At 75.2% G+C, this 21,666-nt stretch carries 18 protein-coding genes; 15 read left to right on the plus strand and 3 right to left on the minus strand.

Annotation, left to right across the window (positions count from 1 at the left end; all coding sequences use genetic code 11):
* The first annotated feature begins 161 nt into the window (after positions 1–161).
* The 15 genes from FJR00_RS10405 (at position 162) to FJR00_RS10475 (ending at position 17,619) form a co-directional block, all read left to right on the plus strand.
* The gene (locus FJR00_RS10405; protein ID WP_181409588.1) at positions 162–1,079 is read left to right on the plus strand and encodes a tetratricopeptide repeat protein; all 918 of its coding nucleotides are present in this window, start codon (positions 162–164) and stop codon (positions 1,077–1,079) included.
* A complete protein-coding gene (locus tag FJR00_RS10410; protein ID WP_075958957.1) occupies positions 1,076–1,930 on the plus strand; it encodes an HAD-IIA family hydrolase in 855 nt (284 codons plus the stop codon). The genes FJR00_RS10405 and FJR00_RS10410 overlap by 4 nt, the downstream gene beginning before the upstream one ends.
* Positions 1,927–2,133 carry a hypothetical protein gene (locus tag FJR00_RS10415; RefSeq protein ID WP_141338679.1) on the plus strand — a complete coding sequence of 69 codons (207 nt, stop codon included), beginning with the start codon at positions 1,927–1,929 and terminating at the stop codon, positions 2,131–2,133. Before FJR00_RS10410 ends, FJR00_RS10415 begins: the two co-directional genes overlap by 4 nt.
* Positions 2,130–2,975, plus strand: a complete 846-nt coding sequence (locus FJR00_RS10420; protein WP_141338680.1) for a TlyA family RNA methyltransferase — start codon at positions 2,130–2,132, stop codon at positions 2,973–2,975. Before FJR00_RS10415 ends, FJR00_RS10420 begins: the two co-directional genes overlap by 4 nt.
* Entirely contained in the window at positions 2,972–3,904 is a 933-nt protein-coding gene (locus tag FJR00_RS10425; protein ID WP_202876649.1) for an NAD kinase, read from the plus strand. Before FJR00_RS10420 ends, FJR00_RS10425 begins: the two co-directional genes overlap by 4 nt.
* A complete protein-coding gene (gene recN / locus FJR00_RS10430; RefSeq protein WP_141338681.1) occupies positions 3,901–5,712 on the plus strand; it encodes a DNA repair protein RecN in 1,812 nt (603 codons plus the stop codon). The genes FJR00_RS10425 and recN overlap by 4 nt, the downstream gene beginning before the upstream one ends.
* 67 nt (positions 5,713–5,779) lie before the next feature.
* On the plus strand, positions 5,780–6,910 hold the full coding sequence (gene steA, locus FJR00_RS10435; RefSeq protein WP_238330430.1) for a putative cytokinetic ring protein SteA: 1,131 nt from the start codon (positions 5,780–5,782) through the stop codon (positions 6,908–6,910).
* Positions 6,911–8,068 (plus strand): copper transporter, encoded by a 1,158-nt coding sequence (locus FJR00_RS10440; RefSeq protein ID WP_141338683.1) that lies wholly within the window; start codon positions 6,911–6,913, stop codon positions 8,066–8,068.
* A gap of 38 nt (positions 8,069–8,106) precedes the next feature.
* Positions 8,107–8,877: a hypothetical protein gene (locus tag FJR00_RS10445; RefSeq protein ID WP_238330431.1), complete on the plus strand. Its 771-nt coding sequence runs from the start codon at positions 8,107–8,109 to the stop codon at positions 8,875–8,877.
* Entirely contained in the window at positions 8,859–10,550 is a 1,692-nt protein-coding gene (murJ, locus tag FJR00_RS10450; RefSeq protein WP_181409590.1) for a murein biosynthesis integral membrane protein MurJ, read from the plus strand. Before FJR00_RS10445 ends, murJ begins: the two co-directional genes overlap by 19 nt.
* Positions 10,547–11,701: a glycosyltransferase family 4 protein gene (locus FJR00_RS10455; protein ID WP_181409591.1), complete on the plus strand. Its 1,155-nt coding sequence runs from the start codon at positions 10,547–10,549 to the stop codon at positions 11,699–11,701. The genes murJ and FJR00_RS10455 overlap by 4 nt, the downstream gene beginning before the upstream one ends.
* A gap of 16 nt (positions 11,702–11,717) precedes the next feature.
* On the plus strand, positions 11,718–13,412 hold the full coding sequence (locus FJR00_RS10460) for a CTP synthase (protein WP_141338687.1): 1,695 nt from the start codon (positions 11,718–11,720) through the stop codon (positions 13,410–13,412).
* A gap of 30 nt (positions 13,413–13,442) precedes the next feature.
* Positions 13,443–14,048 carry an NUDIX domain-containing protein gene (locus FJR00_RS10465; RefSeq protein WP_141338688.1) on the plus strand — a complete coding sequence of 202 codons (606 nt, stop codon included), beginning with the start codon at positions 13,443–13,445 and terminating at the stop codon, positions 14,046–14,048.
* Between the two features lie 206 nt (positions 14,049–14,254).
* Positions 14,255–16,081, plus strand: coding sequence for an aspartate--tRNA ligase (aspS, locus tag FJR00_RS10470; protein ID WP_141338689.1), 1,827 nt, complete (start codon positions 14,255–14,257; stop codon positions 16,079–16,081).
* Positions 16,082–16,146: 65 nt separating this feature from the next.
* The gene (locus tag FJR00_RS10475) at positions 16,147–17,619 is read left to right on the plus strand and encodes a phytoene desaturase family protein (protein ID WP_141338690.1); all 1,473 of its coding nucleotides are present in this window, start codon (positions 16,147–16,149) and stop codon (positions 17,617–17,619) included.
* A 93-nt stretch (positions 17,620–17,712) separates the two neighbouring features.
* Here the strand turns inward: FJR00_RS10475 and FJR00_RS10480 are convergent, their stop codons facing one another.
* The 3 genes from FJR00_RS10480 to FJR00_RS10490 all read right to left on the minus strand — a co-directional run bounded on the left by FJR00_RS10480 (position 17,713) and on the right by FJR00_RS10490 (position 21,662).
* On the minus strand, positions 17,713–18,477 hold the full coding sequence (locus FJR00_RS10480; RefSeq protein WP_141338691.1) for a hypothetical protein: 765 nt from the start codon (positions 18,475–18,477) through the stop codon (positions 17,713–17,715).
* Between the two features lie 150 nt (positions 18,478–18,627).
* Positions 18,628–19,386, minus strand: coding sequence for a GNAT family N-acetyltransferase (locus FJR00_RS10485; RefSeq protein WP_238330432.1), 759 nt, complete (start codon positions 19,384–19,386; stop codon positions 18,628–18,630).
* 2 nt (positions 19,387–19,388) lie between these two features.
* Entirely contained in the window at positions 19,389–21,662 is a 2,274-nt protein-coding gene (locus FJR00_RS10490; protein ID WP_238330433.1) for an MMPL family transporter, read from the minus strand.
* Between the last annotated feature and the right edge of the window lie 4 nt (positions 21,663–21,666).

Genomic DNA, 21,666 nt, shown 5'->3' on the forward strand with positions numbered 1-21,666 from the left:
GAGAGTAGGACACCGCCGGACCACCATTGATGGTGTGGGCCCTCAGGGCCCGGACGACACACTGTGTCGACCGGGACCCTGGGGGCCCACACCCATGTCACGGGTCCTCAGCGGCGCAGTGGTCTGGGAGGATGAGGCGTCCGACGACAGGAGGAGCGAGGGTGAACGAGCAACGTGATCGCGGGGCCCGCGGCCGGAGCGAGCGGGGCGGACCTCGCCGCGACGGTCGGTCGGGGCCGCCTCGGGAGGCGCGCGGAGGACGTGGCGACGACGCACGCGACCGGAGCGATCGGCCGCGCCGGGTCCCGGAGCCGGAGATCCCCGAGGACATCGAGGCTGGTCAGCTCGACAAGGTCCTGCGGGCCGAGTTGCGCACCCTGAGCAAGGACAATGCCGACGGGACGGCGCGGCACCTGGTCGCCGTGGGGCGTGCGCTGGACGCAGAGGACTTCGACCGGGCGCTGGCCCACGCGCAGGCGGCCGCCAAGCGTGCTGGGCGGGTGGCCGGCGTCCGGGAGACCCTCGGTGTCGTGCACTACCGGCGAGGTGAGTGGAGCAAGGCGCTGGGGGAGTTCAGGACGGCCCGCCGGCTGTCCGGGCAGGATCACCTGCTGCCCCTCATCGCCGACACCGAGCGCGGGTTGGGCCGGCCGGAACGGGCGCTGGAGCTCGGGGCGGGGCCGGGGGTCCGTCGCCTCCCGGCGGCAGAGCAGATCGAGATGGCCATCGTCGTCTCGGGGGCCCGGCTGGACATGGGGCAGACCGCGGCGGCCGTCCAGAGCCTGCGGGACCTCGTGCTGGCGGGGAAGGCGACCTCGCCGTGGGCCGCGCGCCTGCGGTACGCCTACGCGGCGGCGCTGGAGGCCGACGGACAGGACGACGAGGCCCAGCGCTGGTACGCCAGCGCCGCGGAACTGGACGAGACCGGTGACACCGACGCACGGGAGCGGCTGGGCTACGAGGAGGAGCCGGAGGTCGTGGACCTCCTCGAGGGCGAGGAGACCGACGACGAGCAGGGCCAGGGTGGCGTGGACGGACGGCGGGAGGCCACCGGCGAAGGACCGGGAGCCTCCGCGTGACCGCGCTCCTCCACGGCATCCTGTGCGACCTGGACGGCGTGGTCTACCGCGGGGACGCGCCCTGCGACGGCGCCGTCGAGGGACTGGCCTCGGCGCGCGAGGCCGGCGTGCGAATCCTCTACATGACCAACAACGCCTCCAGGACACCTCAGGCGGTCGCCGACCAGCTGCAGGGGCTCGGCGTGGCCGCCGGGCCGGACGACGTGCTGACGGCGTCCCAGGTGGCGGCGGCCGAGGTCGCCGCGCTCAGATCCCAGGGTCGGCTCACCGTCGACCAGGACCGACCCGTGCTGGCCGTGGGGGGTGCCGGGGTCGGTGCCGCGCTGGACGAGCACGGGCTGGCGTGGATCACGACGACCCGTCAGCGGGAGCGCTCGGGCGCGACGGGCGTGGCCGACGTGGCGGCCGTCGTCCAGGGCTACGGACCGCGGCTCGACGTCCAGGACCTGACCGAGGCGGCCTACGCGATCCGGCAGGGTGCGGCCTGGATCGCCACCAACGACGACGCCACGCTGCCCACCACGCGCGGACTGGCCGTGGGCAACGGCTCCCTCGTCGCCGCGGTCCGCAGCGCGACGGGGGTGCAACCCACGGTCGTGGGCAAGCCCCACGGCACCGCGTACGAGGTCGCCCTCGACCGGCTCGGGCTGCGGTCCCAGGACTGCCTGATGATCGGGGACAGGCTGGACACCGACATCGCCGGGGCGGCCCGTGCCGGCGTGCCCAGCGCCCTTGTCCTCACGGGTGTCTCGACCGCCGACGAGGTCAGCTCCCTGGAGCCGTCGCTGCGCCCGGACCACGTCGTGGACACCATCGGCGACCTGGCCCACCTGTGGGGGCGGGACAGGTGACCGCTGCCGGCGACCCTCACCCCAGGCCCGTCACCGGGGACGACGTCGTGGACGGTGCGCTCGACGACCTGGACCGGCGGCTCGCCGGGGACGGGGACCCGGTCGAGGCCGTGGTCGACGCGCACCGCGCCCTGCAGCGGCGGCTGAACGACCCTGGCACGTCGAACGGACCAGGACAGGCCCGTCCCGGACCCCCGGGATGAGCACCAGACTGGACGCGGCCCTCGTCCGGCGCGGACTGGCCCCCTCCCGGACCCAGGCGCAGCTGCTCGTGCGCGACGGACGGGTACGGGTCGACGGGAGCCCGGTGCGTCGGCCCGCCACACCGGTCGGCGACGGCCAGGAGGTCGTCCTCGACGACGCCGACGAAGGGGCGGCCAGCGCCTGGGTCAGCGAGGGCTGGGTCGGCCGGGGCGCCCTGAAGCTGCGCCACGCGCTGCAGGAGTGGGCACCCCAGGGTCTGACGGTCACGGGGCGACGGTGCCTCGACGTGGGCGCCTCGACAGGTGGGTTCACCCAGGCCCTGCTGGCTGCCGGGGCCGCCTCCGTCCTGGCCCTGGACGTGGGCCACGACCAGCTCCACCACGACCTCCGCGACGACCCCCGCGTGCGTGACCTGTCCGGGACCAGCATCCGCGACACCGTTCCCGACACGGTCGGAGGGCCGGTCGACGTCGTCGTGGGCGACCTCTCCTTCATCAGCCTCCGCACCGTCCTTCCGGTCCTGGCCACACTGACCGCCCCCGACGGTCAGCTCGTCCTCCTCGTCAAGCCGCAGTTCGAGGTGGGCCGTGCCGGCCTTCCCCGGGACGGGGTGGTGCGCTCGGCCGAGCAGCGGCACCAGGTCCTGCGTGCCGTGCTGGCCACCGCGGACCAGGCAGGTCTGTGCCCCCACGGCATCCTGCGGTCGCCCCTGACCGGCAGCCACGGCAACGTCGAGTACCTGCTGTGGCTGCGGCCCCGTCGGACCGACATGATTGGCTGGGCCCTGACACCGGAGGCGGTCCACGACCGGCTCGCCAGCCTGAGGGAGGAGGAGGAGTGACCCGACGCATCATGCTCGTGACCCATCCCTCCCGACCCGAGGTCCCCGGACTGGCCGAGGCGTTCGAGCAGAGGTTGGCCGCCCACGGCATCGCGGTCGAGGTCGTCCCCGAGGGGGACCCGACGCACGAGATCGTCCGGACCGACCGGGTGGTCTCCCCCAAGAGCCCGGTCCCGCCCCACGTGGACGCGTCGGGGTGCGAGCTCGTCGTCGTCTTCGGCGGCGACGGGACGATCCTGCGCGGAGCCGAGATCGCCCGTCCGGCCGGGACGCCGCTGCTCGGGGTCAACATGGGGCGGGTCGGGTTCCTCGCGGAGGCCGAGCGGGACGACGTGGACACCATCGTCGAGCGCATCGTGGAGCGCGACTACCACGTGGAGGAACGGATGACCCTGGAGGTCGACGTGCTCCACGACGGCCGTCCCGTCGCGCACAACTGGGCGCTCAACGAGGCGTCTGTGGAGAAGTCCGCCCGGGAACGGATGCTCGAGGTGGCGGTCGAGGTGGACGGGCGGCCGTTGTCGACGTGGGGGTGCGACGGGGTCGTCATGGCCACGCCGACCGGGTCGACCGCCTACGCCTTCTCCGGCGGCGGGCCCGTGGTCTGGCCCGACGTGGAGGCCCTCCTGCTCGTGCCGATCTCCGCGCACGCCCTGTTCGCCCGCCCGCTGGTCCTGGGTCCCCGGACGCACCTGGCCGTGGAGGTCGTCCCGCACTCCTACGTGGCCGGCGTGATGTGGTGCGACGGACGACGCACGGTCGAGCTGCCGCCGGGCGCCCGGATCGAGGTACGTCGCTCGTCCGTCCCCGTCCTCCTCGCCCGCCTCGGCCACGAACCCTTCGCCGACCGGCTGGTGGCCAAGTTCGAGCTGCCGGTCACCGGCTGGCGGGGACCGGGGCCCGCACCGGTGGAGGACGCGCCCGTATGACCCTGCGACGCATCCGCATCCAGGGCCTGGGTGTCATCGACGAGGCCGAGCTCGACCTGAGCCCGGGGCTCAACGTCATCACCGGTGAGACCGGTGCCGGCAAGACCATGGTGGTCAGCGGGCTGGGCCTGCTGCTGGGTGCCAGGGCCGACGCCGGGCTGGTGCGTTCGGGCACCCCCCAGGCCGTGGTCGAGGGGGAGGTGGACGTGCCGGCCGACCATCCGGCCGCGCGGCGGGTGACCGAGGCCGGCGGCGACGCCTCGGACGGGGTCCTGCTGGTCCGGACGGTCGCCACGGAAGGACGCTCGCGGGCCTACGTCGGCGGCCGGTCCGCTCCCGTCGCCGTCCTGGCCGAGGTCGGGCAGCACCTGGTGGCGGTGCACGGCCAGGCCGACCAGTGGCGCCTGCGGGACGCGGAGCAGCACCGGATCCTGCTCGACACGGCAGGGGGGCCTGAGCTCGCCGCCGCCCTCGAGGCCTACGAGGAGGTCTTCGACGCGTGGCAGGCGGCGCGCCACCGTCTGGTCGAGGTCGTCCGCGGCGCCGCCGAGCGCAGCCTGCGGGTCGACGTCCTGCGGGCAGCGCTCACCGAGATCGACGGGCTGGACCCCCAGGAGGGCGAGGAGGACGACCTGCGGGCGGAGTCCGAACGCCTCAGCCACGCCGAGGAGCTGCAGACCGCCTCGTGGGCCGCGCACGACGCGCTCGTGGGGCCGGACGACCCCGGGGTGGACGTCGCCAGCGTGGCGCAGCTGGTCTCGACCGCATCCTCGGCGCTCGCCCCGGCCGCGGCCCACGATCCCGAGCTCGACGCGCTGCGGCGCCGCCTCGACGAGATCGGCTACCTCGCCTCCGACCTGGCCTCCGACCTGTCCGGCTACGCCGCCGGGGTGGACGTCGACGCCGAACGCCTGGACGCGGTGCACCGACGTCGGGCCGACCTCACCGCGCTGCTGCGGCGCTTCGGCCCCACCACCCGGGAGCTGCTCCGGTTCGCCCGGGAGGCCCGCGACGAGCTGTCCCGCCTCGACCTGTCGGCCGACGACGTGGACGAGCTCGCCCGGCGGACCGAGTCCCTGCGGGTGCAGGTGGGTCGGCTCGGCGCTCAGCTGTCGTCCGTCCGCGAGGAGACGGCGCGACGCGTAGGTCGGGAGGTCGGCGAGGAGCTCAGCCATCTGGCGATGGGGACCGCCGAGGTGGTGGTTCACGTGGGGCGACGTCCGGCCGCTGCGACCGGCCCCGACGCCCGCGCGCAGAGCCGCGAGACCGACGAGCCGACCAGCTCCGGGGACGAGCCACCGGGCACAGTGCCCCTGCCCGACGGTCGGCAGGCCGTGCCGCGCCGGCACGGCCTGGACGACGTCGAGATCCGGCTGTCCGCCAATCCCGGCGCGCCGCCCCGGTCGGTGGCCCGTGCGGCCTCCGGCGGCGAGCTGTCCCGGGTGATGCTCGCCCTGGAGGTCGTCTGCGGCGACGACAGCCTGCCGACCTACGTGTTCGACGAGGTCGACGCCGGGGTCGGCGGCAGCGCGGCCCTCGACCTGGGAGCCCGGCTGGCCCGTCTGGCCCGTACAGCCCAGGTCGTCGTGGTCACCCACCTGGGCCAGGTGGCCGCCTACGCCGACCGCCACCTGGTGGTCCGCAAGAGCAGCGACGGACAGGTGACCCGCAGCGACGTCGTCGTCGTCGACGGGGCCGACCGGGAGTCCGAGCTGGCCCGCATGCTGGGCGGGGTCGCCGACTCCCGGGCGGCGACGGAGCACGCGCGGGAGCTCCTCGCCCGCCGGGGGCTGGAGGCTCGGGCATGACGGCGGTGGGCGCCCCGTGAGCCGGCCATCCCGCCCGCGGCGGACCGCTGCGCAGGAGCCGGCCCCCGTGACCGGCCCGGCGCGGGTCGACCCGCGGACCAAGGAGCTAACCAAGCGGTTGCAGCCCGGCGACGTCGCGGTGATCGACCACGACGACCTCGACCAGGTCAGCGCCCACGCGCTCGTGGCGTGCCGGCCCGCCGCGGTCGTCAACGCCGCCCCCAGCACGTCCGGGACCTATCCCAACCGCGGACCGCAGATCCTGCTGGAGGCAGGGATCCCCGTGCTGGACCTGGCCGGTCCCGCGGTGATGCAGATCGCCGAGGGGACCCCCGTCACCCTCGAGGGCGACGAGCTGCGGGCGGAGGAGCGGGTCCTGGCCCGGGGCGTCCGGCTCACCGCGGCGCTGGTGGAGGCCCAGCTGCAGGATGCGCGGTCCAACCTCTCCGACCAGATCGAGGCGTTCTCCCAGAACACGATGGACTACGTGCGGGCCGAGCGGGACCTGCTCCTGGACGGCATCGGCATCCCACCGTTGCGCACGGACCTGACCGGGCGCTACGCCCTGGTCGTGGTCCGTGGCTACCACTACAAGGAGGACCTGCACACGCTGCGCCCCTTCATCCGGGAGGCCCGTCCGGTCCTCATCGGGGTGGACGGGGGTGCGGACGCCCTCATCGAGCAGGGCCTGACGCCCGACCTCATCGTCGGGGACATGGACTCGGTCTCGGACCGGGCGCTCGCCAGCGGGGCGGAGGTGGTGGTGCACGCCTACCGGGACGGGACGGCGCCTGGTCTGGAGCGGGTGGAGGCCCTGGGCGTCCGGGACGCGGTCGTCCTGCCCGCCCCGGGCACCAGCGAGGACATCGCGATGCTGCTCGCGGACGAGAAGGGGGCCGAGCTGATCGTGGCCGTCGGCACCCACGCCACCCTGGTCGAGTTCCTCGACAAGGGGCGCCAGGGGATGGCCAGCACCTTTCTCACCAGGCTCCGGGTGGGAAGCAAGCTCGTGGACGCCAAGGGGGTGAGCCTGCTCTACCGCTCGCGCATCTCCACCGGCTCCCTCGTGTGGCTGGTGCTCGCCGGGATGACCGCCATGCTCGTCGCTCTGGCTGCGACCCCGGGAGGGCGGGCCTTCTTCGGTGTGCTGGCCGTACGATGGGACGATGTCTGGGCCTGGGTCGAGGGGCTGTTCTAGGTGATCGACTTCCGTTACCACCTCGTCTCCCTGGTGGCCGTCTTCATCGCGCTCGCCGTCGGCATCGTGCTGGGGGCCGGGCCGTTGCGCGAGGGGCTCTCCACCACGCTCGAGGGGGAGGTCTCCCAGCTGCGCGAGGAACGGGTCAGCCTGCGGGAGGACGTCGACGAGGCCCGCCGCCTGGCCGACGCGCGGGAGGAGGGCCTGCACCGTACCGGGAGCAGGGCGGTGTCGGGGACGCTCACCGGTGCCCGCGTCGGCCTGGTGGTGCTCCCCGGGGCGGACCGGGACCCGCTGGACGACCTCCGGGAGCGGCTGCAGGACGCCGGGGCCCAGGTGGCGCTCACGGTCGACGTGGACGCGCGGTGGGACGTCGAACCGCTGCCGGCGGACCGTGCCGAGCTGCTCGCGACGCTGGCGGCGAGCCTCTCCGAGCCGGAGCCGGCGGACGGGGGCGGGCCGACCTTCCCGAGCATCCTGGCCGCGGCGCTGGCCGGAGCCGACGAGACCGGGCAGCTGGGGGCCTGGCTCGTGGCCCTGGACGACCTCGCCGAGGCCGACCTCGTCGACGTGACCTGGGACGAGCCGGCCGACGGGACGGTGCGGGACCGCCGGCCTCCCGACGGGCTGGTGGTCGTGGCCGGCGGGCTCGCGGCCGAGGCGGGGGACCCCACCGCCGAGGCCGAGGACGCCGACGCCCTGGCCCACCGGATCGACCTCGCCGCCGCCCTGGCCGCGCTGGAGGTGCCGACCGTGGTCACGGGCACAGGGACGGAGAGCCGACCTGCGCTCGGCCCGGACGGCGGCCCCGACGCGCTCGACCCGTTCCTGGCCGCGGTGCGGCAGGACCGTGAGCTCAGCGGCGAGCTGTCCACCGTCGACGATCTCGAGGGGGTGTCCGGCCGGATCGCCACGGTCCTGGCCCTGGCCTGGGAGACCCGGGACCGCGCCGGCCACTACGGCCTCGGCCGGCTTGCCCAGGCCCCCGTGCCCGTGGTACCCCCCGTCCGGGCCGACCTGGACGTCGGCGTCCCTCCGGAGACGGGGAGCACCGACGGGGCGCCGGCTCCGCCCCCCGCCGAGGACGGGGCGGTCCAGGACGGGGCGGTCCAGGACGGGACCGTCGAGGACGGGGCCACGGAGGCACCCGTCCCGTGAGGCCCGCCCGACCACTGCGCACCCTCACGACTGCCCTGGTGGCGGCCACGGTCACGGCGGGGATCCGCCGCCTGGACGCCGGTGGTGGACTGCCCGGGGGCCGCGCCCGCTGGCTCCGCACCAACCACGCCGGGGCCACCGTCTCCCTCGTGGAGGGGGTGGCCCTCGCCGGCGGCACGGCGGCGGCCCTCCTCGCCGCCAGGCCCGCCGCGGCGGGGGCGGTGCTGCTGGCGGCCGCCGCCGGCGGCCTCGACGACCTGGCGGGCGACGGGTCCGCCCGGGGGCTCGGGGGACATCTGCGGGCCTTCCGCGACGGACGACCTACCACCGGAGCGCTGAAGGTCGTCGCGCTCGGCGTGGCAGGACTCCTGGCCGTCGCGCCCGCCGACGCCCGCGTCCCGGGCGGCACCGGTCCGCACACGCTCGCGGGTGCCGGGGTGGTCGCCGGGGCGGCCAACCTGGCGAACCTGCTCGACCTGCGCCCCGGGCGCGCCCTCAAGGTCGCCCTGACCGCGGCGCTGCCCCTGGTCGTGCGCGGCCAGCCGGCCGCGGCCGCGGTGAGCGGGGCAGGACTGGTCGTGCTGCCGGACGACCTCGCCGGACGCACCATGCTCGGGGACACGGGGGCCAACCCCCTGGGGGCAGCCGTGGGGGCGGCGGCGGCGCACCGGATGGGTCCTCGCGGACGGTGGGCCACGCTGGCCGTCCTGACCGGACTCACCCTTGCCAGCGAACGGGTCAGCTTCACCCGGGTCATCGAGTCCACCCCCGTGCTGCGCACGCTGGACCGGTGGGGCCGGCAGCGGTGACCTCCTCGGTGCGAAGGGGCGGGGGCGGCCTGCTCGCCGCCGCCGGCCTCGTCGCCGGCGTCACCCTGCTGGCCCGGGCCGTCGGGCTGGTCCGCTGGGTGGTCTTCTCCCACGCGGTGGGAGCCACCTGCGTGGGCCAGGTCTACGGCACGGCCAACCTGGTGCCGAACGTGCTCTTCGAGGTCGCGGCCGGCGGTGCGCTCGCCGCGGTGGCCGTTCCCCTCGTCGCCGGCCACCTGCACCGCGGCCGGGACGACCTGGCCGGCCGGACCGCGTCGGCCCTGCTGACCTGGACCGTGACGGTCCTGCTCCCGCTGGCGGTGGTCGTCGCCCTCGCCGCCGGGCCACTGACGGGGTGGCTGCTGGGTGGCGTCGAAGGGTGCTCTGCGGCGGAGGCGCGGGCCGCCGGCGAGCTCATGCTCCTGCTGTTCGCGCCCCAGGTCCTCCTCTACGGGGTGGGCATCGTCCTCACCGGCGTCCTGCACGCACACGGCCGGTTCCTGGCCGCGGCGACCGCCCCGGTGGTCTCCAGCCTGGTCGTCATCACCGTCTACCTCGCCTTCGGCGCCCTCCACGACCCCACGGCCCCGCTGGAGGCGCTGCCCGCGTCCGCGCTGTGGTTGCTGGCCGGAGGCACCACCCTCGGGGTCGTCGCCCTCGTCCTGCCCGTCCTCGGACCGGCCACCCGGCTGGAGCTGCGCTGGCGTCCGACCTGGCGCTTCCCGGAGGGGACGGGCACCCGCGCCGGATTGCTGGTCCTGGCAGGGGTCGCGGTCGTGCTGGCCCAGCAGACGACGACCGTCGTCGTCCTCCTGCTGAGCAACGCGGCCACCGGAGTCGCCGCCATCAACGTCTGGACCTATGCCCAGACCGCCTACCTGCTGCCCTACGCGGTGCTTGTCGTCCCGCTGGCCACGGTCAGCTTCCCCCGGCTCAGCGCAGGGCGAGGCCGGGGGCAGGCCGTGCTGCACCAGACCCTGGCCGGCGTGGTCGCCGCCGCGGTGCTGGCCGCAGCGGTCCTCGTCGCGCTGCGCCGCGAGGTCGGCCGGGCCCTCGTGCTCCTCGACGCCGGGGCCGACGGTCCGGGGGCCGAGAGCCTGGCCGCCCTGCCGCCCACCCTGGGGCTGCTGGCCTCGGGGCTGCCCGGGTTCGCCGTGCTGGCCGTGGCCACCCGCGCGCTGTACGCGCACGGGTCGCCCCTGCGGGCGGCGGCGGCGGCCGGGGCGGGCTGGGCGGTCGCGGGACTGGTCCCCCTGGTGCTGGCACCGGCGGACGCGACGGTCGGGACCACCCTGGGGCTCCTGGCCGCCGGCTCCTCCGTCGGCATGACCGTCGCGGGGCTGCTGCTCCTGCGCGAGCTGCGGCTGGCGTGGGGAGCCGGCGCCGGGCGCCGGGCGGCCCGGTCGGGGCTCGGGGTGCTCCTGGGTGCGGTGCCCGTGGTGCTCCTCGCCGAGATGGTCCTCGGCGAGCCTGCCGACGGATGGGTCCCGACTCTCGGGCGGGCCTTCCTCGTCGGCCTCGCCGTGCTGGTCTGCGCGGTGGTCGGGCTCGGCGTGGCCGACCCCGGGACGGTGGCGCACGTGCGACGCCGGGGGCACACCCGCAGGAGCCCGGACCCCGGAGCCGGCGGCGCCGCCGGCGCGGAGGTCCCCGCGGGGGAGGGGGAACGGTGAGGCTGCGTCGACCGGCGCGGGTGCTGCTGGTCACCGCCCTGGTCGCCGGCGGGGTCGGCCGGCACGTGCAGATGCTGGCCGCCGGTCTGGCGGCCGGCGGGCACCGCGTGGTCGTCGCCTGCCCGTCGGAGGTCGCCGCACGGTTCGACCTCGGCCAGCACGCCCAGATCGTCCCCCTGACGGTCGGTGCCTCTGCCCACCCGGTCCGCGACGCGCGCGCCGTGCGGGTGCTGCGGGCCGTCGGTGCCACGGCGGACGTCGTGCACGCGCACGGCCTGCGCGCGGGGGCACTGTGCTCGGTGGCCCTCCGCCGGTCGGACCCCCTCGTGGTGACGACGCACAACGCACCTCCGGACGGGCGGGCCGACCGGCTGGTCTACACGGGGATGGAACGTCTGGTCGCCGCCCGGTCGGACCTGCTCCTGGCGGTCTCCCCGGACCTGGCCGTGCGGGCGCGGACGGCCGGTGCCGCCGCCGTCGACCTCGCGGTGGTCCCCGCGCCCGCCGCTGCCCGCCGGAACCCGGCCGCCGCCCGGCAGCAGCTTCGCGCGGCCGCCGGTCTCGAGCCCGACGCGACGGTCGTGCTCGTCGTGGGCCGGCTGGCGCCCCAGAAGGGACTGGCCAGGGCGGTGGCGATGCTGGACCACCTCAACCGTTCCGGGTCCGCCGGCCCGGCGGGGGTCCACCTCGTGGTCGCCGGGGAGGGGCCGGAGGAGGAGCAGCTCGGAACCGCGGCCCGCGGACGTGCGGACCTGCACCTGCTCGGGCACCGCACCGACGTCCCGGACCTGCTCGCCGGGGCCGACGTCGTCCTGTCGGCCGCCCGCTGGGAGGGTCAGCCGGTGTGGCTGCAGGAGGCACTCCTGCAGCGGGCCCCGGTCGTGGCGACGGACGTCGGCGGCACGGCCCTCGTCGTGGGAGGTGCCGCCGTCCTGGTGCCGGACCAGGGCGGGGACGACCAGGTCGCGGCCGGGCTCGCGGACGCGGTCCGGGGCCTGCTCGAGCACCCCGCCGAGCGGACGATCCTGCGCGGCCGGGCCGCGGTCCGGGCCGCGGAGCTGCCGACCGAGGCGGACGCGGTGGCGGCGGCGGTCGCGGCATACGAGCGTGTCCTGGCCGACCACCCCCGGCCCGGACCGGCCGGCGCGTGACGTAGACTGGCAGCCCGTGGCGGAGACGACGAAGCACATCTTTGTGACCGGGGGCGTGGCCTCCTCGCTGGGGAAGGGGTTGACGGCCTCCAGCCTGGGGTTCCTGCTCCGCTCGCGCGGGCTGCGGGTGACCATGCAGAAGCTGGACCCCTACATCAACGTCGACCCGGGGACCATGAACCCCTTCCAGCACGGCGAGGTCTTCGTGACCGAGGACGGCGCCGAGTGCGACCTCGACATCGGCCACTACGAGCGCTTCCTCAACACCAACCTCTCCGGGCGGTCCAACGTCACCACCGGGCAGGTCTACAACGACGTCATCGCCCGTGAGCGTCGTGGTGAGTACCTCGGCGACACGGTGCAGGTCATCCCGCACGTCACCAACGAGATCAAGGCCCGGATGCGGGCGGCCGCGGACGCCGACCCGGGTGAGCGGCCGGACATCATCATCACCGAGATCGGCGGCACCGTGGGTGACATCGAGTCGCTGCCCTTCCTCGAGGCCGCCCGCCAGGTCCGGCACGACATCGGCCGGGCCAACTGCTTCTTCCTGCACGTCTCGCTCGTCCCCTACCTGGCGCCCAGCGGCGAGCTGAAGACCAAGCCCACGCAGCACTCGGTGGCGGCGCTGCGGCAGGTGGGCATCACCCCCGACGCCCTCGTGCTGCGGGCCGACCGGGTCATCCCCGAGGGCATCAAGCGCAAGATCTCGCTCATGTGCGACGTCGACAACGACGGCGTGGCGGCCTGCATCGACGCGCCGAGCATCTACGACATCCCCAAGGTCCTGCATGCCGAGATGCTCGACGCCTACGTCGTGCGCCACCTGGGGATGCCGTTCAAGGACGTCGACTGGTCGGCGTGGGACGCGCTCCTGGAGCGGGTGCACGAGCCGGAGCACCGCATCGAGATCGCCCTGGTCGGCAAGTACGTCGACCTCCCGGACGCCTACCTGTCGGTGACCGAGGCGCTGCGCGCCGGCGGGTTCCGGCACGACGCCAAGGTGGACATCCGGTGGGTGGCCTCCGACGACTGCCGCACCGACGCCGGCGCCAGCACGGCGCTGGGTGGCGTGGACGCCATCCTCGTCCCCGGCGGCTTCGGGGTGCGCGGCATCGAGGGCAAGATCGGGGCCCTGCGCTGGGCCCGCGAACGGGGCGTGCCGACCCTGGGCATCTGCCTGGGGCTGCAGGCCATGGTCATCGAGCACGCCCGCCACGTGGCCGGGATCGAGGGGGCCAGCTCCACCGAGTTCGACCCGCAGACCGCCGAGCCGGTCATCGCCACCATGGAGGAGCAGAAGTCGATCGTCGAGGGCGCGGGGGACCTCGGGGGGACCATGCGGCTGGGGTCCTACCCGGCGGTCCTCCAGGAGGGCTCGGTGGTGGCCCAGGCCTACGGGACCACCCAGGTCACCGAGCGGCACCGCCACCGCTACGAGGTCAACAACGCCTACCGCGACCGTCTCGTCGAGGCCGGCCTGGTGATCAGCGGCACCTCCCCGGACGGGACGCTGGTCGAGTTCGTCGAGCTCCCGGCCGACGTGCACCCCTACTACGTCTCGACGCAGGCGCACCCGGAGTTCAAGTCCCGGCCCGACCACGCCCACCCGCTCTTCTCCGGTCTCGTCGCGGCCGCGCTCGACCAGCAGCGCGCCCAGCGCCTCGTCGAGGTCGAGGGACGCCACCACCAGCACGAGCTGCCCGAGTGAACCCGGCCGGGCGACGCATACCGTAGGCGCATGAGCCTGGACGCACCCCGCCTGAGCGCCGCCGACCTGCACGACCTGCCGGGCCGCCGGCCCGTGGTCGCCAGCGAGGTGGCGTTCACCGGCAAGGTCTGGGACGTCCGGCGCGACCAGGTCGACCTCGGCGGCGGGAGCGTGGTCACCCGCGACGTCGTGGAGCACGACGGCGCCGTCCTCGTCCTGGCCGTCCGGGAGGACCGCGGGGGGCCCGAGGTGCTGCTCATCCGTCAGTACCGCCACCCCGTCGCCGCCGAGGACTGGGAGCTGCCCGCCGGGCTCCTCGACGTGGAGGGGGAGGACCCGCTCCGAGCGGCCCGGCGCGAGCTGGCCGAGGAGGCCGACCTGCGGGCCGAGCACTGGGAGCAGCTGCTCTCCTTCACCCCGTCCCCGGGCAGCCTCGGCGAGGTCATCACCGCGTTCGTCGCCACCGGCCTGTCGGAGGTCCCCGCCGGGGAGCGGCACGTGCGCGAGCACGAGGAGGCGGGTATGCCGGTGGGCTGGGTCCGCGTGCCCGACGTGGTGGCCGCCGTGCTGGGCGGGCAGGTGCGCAACGGGCCGATGATCGTCGGCGTGCTCGCCCTGGCGGCACGGCTACACTGACTCCTCGTGCGCGGGGGCGGAGTGACGACCCGCCCGGGCCCCCCGGGGCCCGACCCGGGCACCGCGCGTCCGGCGGACCGACGAGAGGCCGAGGATCCCTCGGCGAAGGTGTGGTGGCACCGCGACCTGGCCCCCGCCCACACCTGTCCGGGCTGCCTTCCGGAGGGGCACCCGTCCCTCCGGGACACGACCCGAGAGGAGACATCATGCTTCGCACCCACGAGGCCGGCACCCTGCGCGCCGAGCACGTCGGCACCACGGTCACCCTCAGCGGGTGGGTGGCCCGGCGCCGCGACCACGGAGGCGTGGCCTTCGTCGACCTGCGGGACGCCAGCGGCGTCGTCCAGGTCGTCGCCCGCGACGAGGTGCTCACCGGCACGGCCCACGACCTGCGCAGCGAGTACTGCGTCCGGGTGACCGGCGAGGTGACCGCCCGCGCGGACAAGGACGTCAACCCCGACCTGCCCACGGGCGCCATCGACGTGGTCGCCACCGACATCGAGGTGCTCAGCGAGTCGGCCCCGCTGCCGTTCCAGATCGACGAGCGGGTCAGCGTGGGGGAGGAGGCCCGCCTGCGGCACCGCTACCTCGACCTGCGTCGCCCCGGCGCCAGCTCGGCGGGCGCCAACCTGCGGCTGCGCTCGAAGGTCAACGCGGCCGCCCGCACCGTGCTGGCCGAACGTGACTTCGTCGAGGTCGAGACCCCGACGCTGACCCGCTCCACCCCCGAGGGGGCCCGCGACTTCCTCGTGCCCGCCCGGCTGCAGCCCGGCAGCTGGTACGCCCTGCCCCAGAGCCCCCAGCTGTTCAAGCAGCTGCTCATGGTCGCCGGGATGGAGCGCTACTACCAGATCGCCCGCTGCTACCGCGACGAGGACTTTCGCGCCGACCGGCAGCCGGAGTTCACCCAGCTCGACATCGAGATGAGCTTCGTGGACCAGGACGACGTCATCGAGCTCGGCGAGGCCGTGGCCCGGGCCGTCTGGGCGGTCCAGGGGATCGAGCTGGAGACCCCGTTCCCCCGGATCACCTACGCCGAGGCGATGGCCCGCTACGGCACCGACAAGCCCGACCTGCGCTTCGACCTCGAGCTGACCGACTGCACCGCCTTCTTCGCCGGGACCCCCTTCCGGGTGTTCCAGGCCGAGCACGTCGGGGCCGTCGTCATGCCCGGCGGCGGGTCCCAGCCCCGTCGTCAGTTCGACGCCTGGCAGGAGTGGGCCAAGCAGCGCGGCGCCAAGGGCCTGGCCTACGTGACCGTCGGTGACGACGGCACGCTGGGCGGTCCCGTGGCCAAGAACATCTCGGAGGAGGAGCGGGCCGGGCTGGCCGCGCACGTCGGCGCCGCCCCGGGCGACGCCGTCTTCTTCGCCGCCGGCCCGACCAGGCCGGCCCGGGCCCTCCTGGGCGCCGCCCGGCTCGAGATCGCCCGGCGCGCCGGCCTGGTCGACGAGTCCGCGTGGAGCTTCGTGTGGGTCGTCGACGCCCCCCTCTTCGAGCCCGCCGGCGAGGCCGTGGAGGCGGGCGACGTGGCCGTGGGCTCGGGGGCCTGGACGGCGGTGCACCACGCGTTCACCTCGCCCAAGGCGGAGTTCCTCGACTCCCTCGAGGAGGACCCGGGTGCCGCGCTCGCGTACGCCTACGACCTGGTCTGCAACGGCAACGAGATCGGCGGCGGCTCCATCCGTATCCACCGTCGGGACGTGCAGGAGCGGGTCTTCGCGATCATGGGGCTGACGCCGGAGCAGGCGCAGGAGAAGTTCGGCTTCCTGCTCGAGGCGTTCAGGTTCGGCGCCCCGCCGCACGGCGGCATCGCCTTCGGGTGGGACCGGATCGTGGCCCTGCTGGCGGGCACCGACTCGATCCGCGACGTCATCGCTTTCCCCAAGACCGGTGGCGGTTTCGACCCGCTGACCGAGGCGCCCGCGCCGATCACCCCCGAGCAGCGCGCGGAGGCCGGCATCGACGCCGTGCCGGACGAGGAGTCCCCCGCCCCCCAGGGGGCGCCGCAGGTCTCCCCGAGCACGAGCTGAGGCCGCGGACTGCGCCGGTGCGCCTCCGGACGGCGGCGCACCGGCCCCACGGCTAGCGTGAGGCCATGAGCCCTCGACCCGTCGACGCCGTCGTGGTGGGCTCCGGCCCCAACGGCCTGGCGGCCGCCGTCAGCCTGGCCAGGGCCGGCTTGCAGGTCACCGTCCTCGAGGGTCAGCGAACCCCGGGCGGCGGGGTGCGGACCCTGCCGCTGGTGGGGCCGGGCGTGCCGCCCGACGAGGGGCTCGTGCGCGACGTGTGCGCGGCGGTGCCGGCAGCGGTGGCCGGGTCGACCTTCTTCGAGGAGTTCGACCTGGCCGCGCGGGGCGTCGAGCTCCTCGTGCCGGAGGCCTCCTACGCCCAGCCGCTGGACGGGGGACGGGCGGGGATCGCCTGGCGGGACCTCGACCGCACGGCCCAGGGCCTGGGCGAGGACGCGACGGCCTGGCGCCGGCTGGTCGGCCCGCTCGTGCGGTGGCGGGACGAGGTCGCCGCGATCGCGCTGTCGGACAAGCGGTCCGTGCCCTGGCGGGGAGTCGGGACCCCACCGGCGGCGGCGGCCTTCCTCCAGGCGCTGGCCGTCCTCTCCGGGCCGGGGGGCGACCGGTGGTGGCGCACGCCGGAGGCCCACGCGCTCATCACCGGTGTCGCGGCGCACACCATCACCCGGATCCCCTCCCCGGCTGCCGCGGGCACCGCCGCCTACCTCGGTGCCCTCGCGCACGGGCCGCACGGCTGGCCGCTGGTCCGCGGCGGCATCGGCCGGATCACCGAGGCGCTCCTGGCCGACCTGCGCGCGCACGGCGGTCAGGTGGTCCTCGACCACCCGGTGCGGGGGCGGGGCGACCTGCCGCCCGCACGGGTCACCCTGCTCGACACGCACGCCAGGGTCGCCGCCGACCTGCTGGCCGAGCCCTACCGGTCCCGGCTGCGGTCGCTGCCCGTCGGGGCAGGGGTGTGCAAGCTGGACTTCGTGCTCTCCGGCCCCGTCCCCTGGGCCCACCCCGACGTCGGCCGGGCCGGGACGGTCCACCTGGGCGGCGACGTGGCCGACATGCGCCGGGCGGAGGCCGAGGTGGCCGCCGGGCGGCACGCGGACCGGCCCATGATGCTGGTCAGCGATCCCGTTGCCCTGGACCCGGGCCGGCAGGGCCGGACCGGCCTGCGACCGCTCTGGGCCTATGCCCACGTGCCCCGCGGCTCGGCCCGGGACGTGCGGGCCGAGGCCGAGGCCCAGATCGAGCGCTTCGCCCCCGGCTTCCGGGACCTCGTCGAGGACTGTGTGGTGACCCCCGCCGACCGGATGGCCGAGCACAACGCCGCATACCCGGACGGGGACATCTCCGGAGGGGCGATCTCGTTGTGGCACATGGTGTCCCGCCCCACCCTCCGGCCGGATCCGTATGCCGTCGCACCCGGTGTCTGGCTGTGCTCGGCCTCGACCCCTCCCGGGCCGGGCGTGCACGGCATGTCCGGCCTGCACGCCGCCCGACGCATCCTGCGCTCACTGGGCCTGCCGGTCCCGTCGCTGGCGCCCTGACGGCTCGCACCCCCCCCGGGCAGGACCGGTGTCAGGCCCGACGTCGAGGCCCCGCCCCCGGTGGACCGGGGGCGGGGCCTGCGCCGCGGCGGATCAGGCGGTCTGGTCGACCAGGACCCGACGGTCGTCCGCGTCGGCGACCGGACGGTCGTCGCGGCGGGCGGCTCCGGCGGCCCAGAAGAGACCGGCGCCGGTGAGGATGTTGATGACGCCCAGGCCGGCGATGAGGGCGGTCAGGCCCAGGGCCAGCTTGAGGGCGGAGGCGGTCACGGTGCCCACGCCGAGCTCGCCGACGAGGCCGTGGACGGTGCCGGTCCAGATGTCACCGCGGGCGGCGGCGTCGGCCGGGTTGGTGCGGTCGAAGTCGCTCCAGTACTTGCCGCCGTTGGGGTACTCGACGGTCCAGCCCTCGGCGGGGACCGGGTCGGGGACCTGCAGGGTCTCGTCGCCGACCTGCAGCTCGGTGAGGGCGTTGCCCTCGGCGTCGACGAGCTGGTCCTCGGTGAGGGTGACCTCGGTGGTGCCGTTGATGACGTGGTGCACGACGGTGGCCATCTGGAACATGTACTCGCTGGCGGTGTTGACCAGCGGGTCGTCGGCGTCCATCTCCATGCCGGAGACGGGGTAGCCCCACTCGTCCTCGAGCATGGTCATGATGGCGTCGGCCTCCTCCGTGGTGCCCCGGTCCACCAGCTGACCGTCCTCGTTGTAGGACAGCTCGACGCCCTGGACCTCGCTGAAGCTCTGCAGGGAGTGCCGGCCGTCCTGGTACATCTTGAAGGCGACGCCGGAGCCGATGAGGAAGACCAGGCCGAAGACCATGAGCATGATCCCGACGAGACGAAGACGTTGTGCCATGCCGAAGAACCTCCTCCGGGCAGGGGGCCCGGATCGTGATGTCCCGCCGGCCTGGGCCGGCGGCCGCCCCGTGGAGGGGCATGTCATCACCCTGTCGGATTCCTACGGTCGGTAGTAGGGCCGAAGGTCCCGGATCGGCAAGGACGGACGTCACCCGTTCGGGAGCCGACGGCTGTGCCAGGCCCGGGCCGTGCGGTAGCCCAGACGCCGGTAGACCCGTAGGGCGACCTCGTTGTCGGCGAAGACGCCGAGGGTGCACACCCCGTGCCCGTGCAGCGACCACCTCGTCAGGGCGGCCGTGACCACGCCTCCCCAGCCGCGACCCCGCTCGCCGGTGGCGGTGACGATCCCGGCGAGGTGCGGCACCCCGCCGGCCTCCCGTTCGGCGCCGCCCACGGCGGTGAGCCTCCCGGCGACGTCGCGGCGGCCGACCCATCGGATCACCCGGCCCGTGCCGACCTCGGTCCACATGCGGGGGTTGTGCTCCCGGGCGAAGGCCGCCAGCTCGTCCGCGTCCCGCGTGTCGTCCAGGTCCACCAGCTCGTCCTCCCGTGGATCGACCGGGGGAGGGGTGGTGGTCCACATCCAGTCCCAGTCGCCGCCGTCCCCCAGGTCGAGCACCTCGGAGGCGAGGGCGGCGTGCTCGCGCACCACGGAGACCGACCTGCTGCGCAACCGCTCCAGATGCCCCCCGTCCCGCAGGGCCACCAGCGCCGCCCGCACGGCGGGGCCGGCGGCGTCGGGCAGCGGCGCGACCCAGAACCCCCGGCGCACGCCCAGACGTTCGACGAGCGCGACCCCCTCGTGGACCCACACCTCGCCGGGGAGACCGGGGTCCAGGGACCAGCGCACCCACGGGTCGCCCGCCGAGAGCTGCACCAGCTCCTCGTGCGAGGTGATCCGGCGCATCCTCATACCCCTCTGGCCGGGGCGCGCTCGGAGACGCCCACCCGGGCGTGCACGCGTCGCAGCCAGCCCGGGGCCCACCAGTTCCACCGGCCGAGCAGCGTCATCGTCGCGGGCACGAGGAGCATCCGCACGAGCGTGGCGTCCACCAGGACGGCGGCCGCCAGGGCGAACCCCGTCTGCTTGATGGCCAGCATGTGCCCCGCGGCGAAGCCGGCGAAGACGACGATCATGATCAGCGCCGCGGACGTGATGATCCGGCCCGACCGCTGCACCCCCAGCCGGACCGCGGTGTCGTCGTCCTGCCCCTGCTCGTGCAGCTCGATGACCCGGGAGAGCAGGAAGACCTCGTAGTCCATCGAGAGCCCGAACCCGAAGGCCAGCACCAGCAGCGGGATCACGGACTCCAGGGCGCCCACCGACTCGAAGCCCAGCAGCCCCTCCAGGTTCCCGTGCTGGAAGACCAGGACGGTCAGGCCCAGGCTCGCGCCCAGCGAGATCACGTTCAGCACCACCGCCTTGAGGGGGATGACGACCGACCCGCTGAGCAGGAAGAGCAGCACGACCGTGGCGCCGGCGATCCAGCCCGCGGCCCAGCCTGCCCGGTCCCAGACGGAGTCGACGAAGTCGGCCAGCGAGGCCGCCTGGCCACCGACCCAGACCTCCCCGTCGGCCGGTGGCGGAGCCGCCCTCAGGGCGTCGACGACCTCCCTGGCGGGCTCGCCGAGAGGACCCTCCTCGACCCGCACCCCGAGGCGCACGAGGGGCGCGTCGGCGTCGGCACCGGCCGCGAGCGGCACGTCCTCGGGCCAGGTGCCGAGGTCCTGCGGCGGGTCGACCGACAGCACGCCGTCGACCGCCGCGGCCGTCTCGGCCCAGGCCTCGACCTCGTCGTCGGGAGCCTGCGCCAGGACCACCACGTCGGGCGCGGCGACGAGGGGGTAGTCCTCCTCCAGCTGCTCGAAGAAGACCCGCTGGTCGGCCCCGGGCGGGAGCAGGTCCGTGCCCGAGGAGGTCAGGCGCAGGCCCAGGGCCGGCCAGGCGAGGGCGAGCAGGACGGCGGTGCTGGCCACGACCGTGACCACCGGCCGTCGCTGCACGGCCCACGCCAGCCGGCTGAACACGCCGTCGTCGGTGACGGCGCCGGCGCCCCTGCGGTGCCCCAGCCGCCGTGCCCAGGTGGCCGCGAGGGCCGGCACGAGGGTGAGGGCCACGAGCAGGGCGACCACGACGACCGCGACGCCGGCGGCGCCGATGGCCCGCATGATGGGCGCCTCGAACAGGACCAGCCCCGACAGGGCGATCCCCACGATGAGCCCGGAGAAGAGGACCGTCCGGCCGGCGGTCGTCAGGGCGCCCACGACCGCGGCCTCGACCTGCTCGGCGGACAGGTCGCGGTGCCGCACCCCCGGGGCGACCGCGTCCAGCTCCTCCCGGAACCGGGAGACGAGCAGCAGGCCGTAGTCGATGCACAGGGCCAGGCCCATGACGGTGACGATGTTGACGACGGTGGCGTCGAGGTCGATGAGGTAGGAGAACCCCAGCAGGATCGCCAGCCCGCCCCCGATGCTGGCCACCGCCCCGAGGATCGGCATGAGGGCGGCCAGGACACCGCCGAAGACGACGACCATGATGACGAGCGAGATGGGCAGCGCGATGCCCTCGCCCCGTTGCAGGTCGACCTGGATCTGGTCGGTGATGTCGTCCACGAGCAGCGGGACGCCGCCCCAGTCCACGGCCTCCGTGCGCTCGGCGAGGGACCCCGCGTATGCCGTCTCCAGGCCCACGAGCACGTCCCGGGCCTGGGGGAAGGTCACCTCGGGCTCGAGCTCGACGGTGAGGAGGAAGGCACCGCCGGCGGGGTCCTGGTCGCGCACGGCGACGAGGGCCTCGGGCGCCGCCGGCCACCGTGGGTGCAGCACCGGCGCCTCGACCCCCGCCACCCCGTCGACCTCGCCGGCGTCCTCGGCGAAGGCGGCGACCGCGCCCACGAGCTCGGGGTCCTGCAGGTCGGCCCCGGTCACCGACCCGATGAGGGCGGGGCCGTCCGCGTCGGCCGAGGTGACGTCCTGGACGACCAGGGCGTCCCCGGGCGCCTCGATCGCGCCGGAGGTCAGCCGGTCGAACAGGCCCGGCCCCGGCCCCAGGCCCAGGGCCGTGACGAAGGCGGCGACGACCAGGACGGACCAGGTGACCAGGTACCACCAGCGGTGGCGGACCGTCGACCGGCCGAGGGCCGCCAGCAGCGGACGACGAGGAGGGCGGTGCGCACCGGCCACGGGT

The sequence above is a fragment of the Ornithinimicrobium kibberense genome, assembly GCF_006519705.1.
Taxonomy (GTDB): domain Bacteria; phylum Actinomycetota; class Actinomycetes; order Actinomycetales; family Dermatophilaceae; genus Ornithinicoccus; species Ornithinicoccus kibberensis.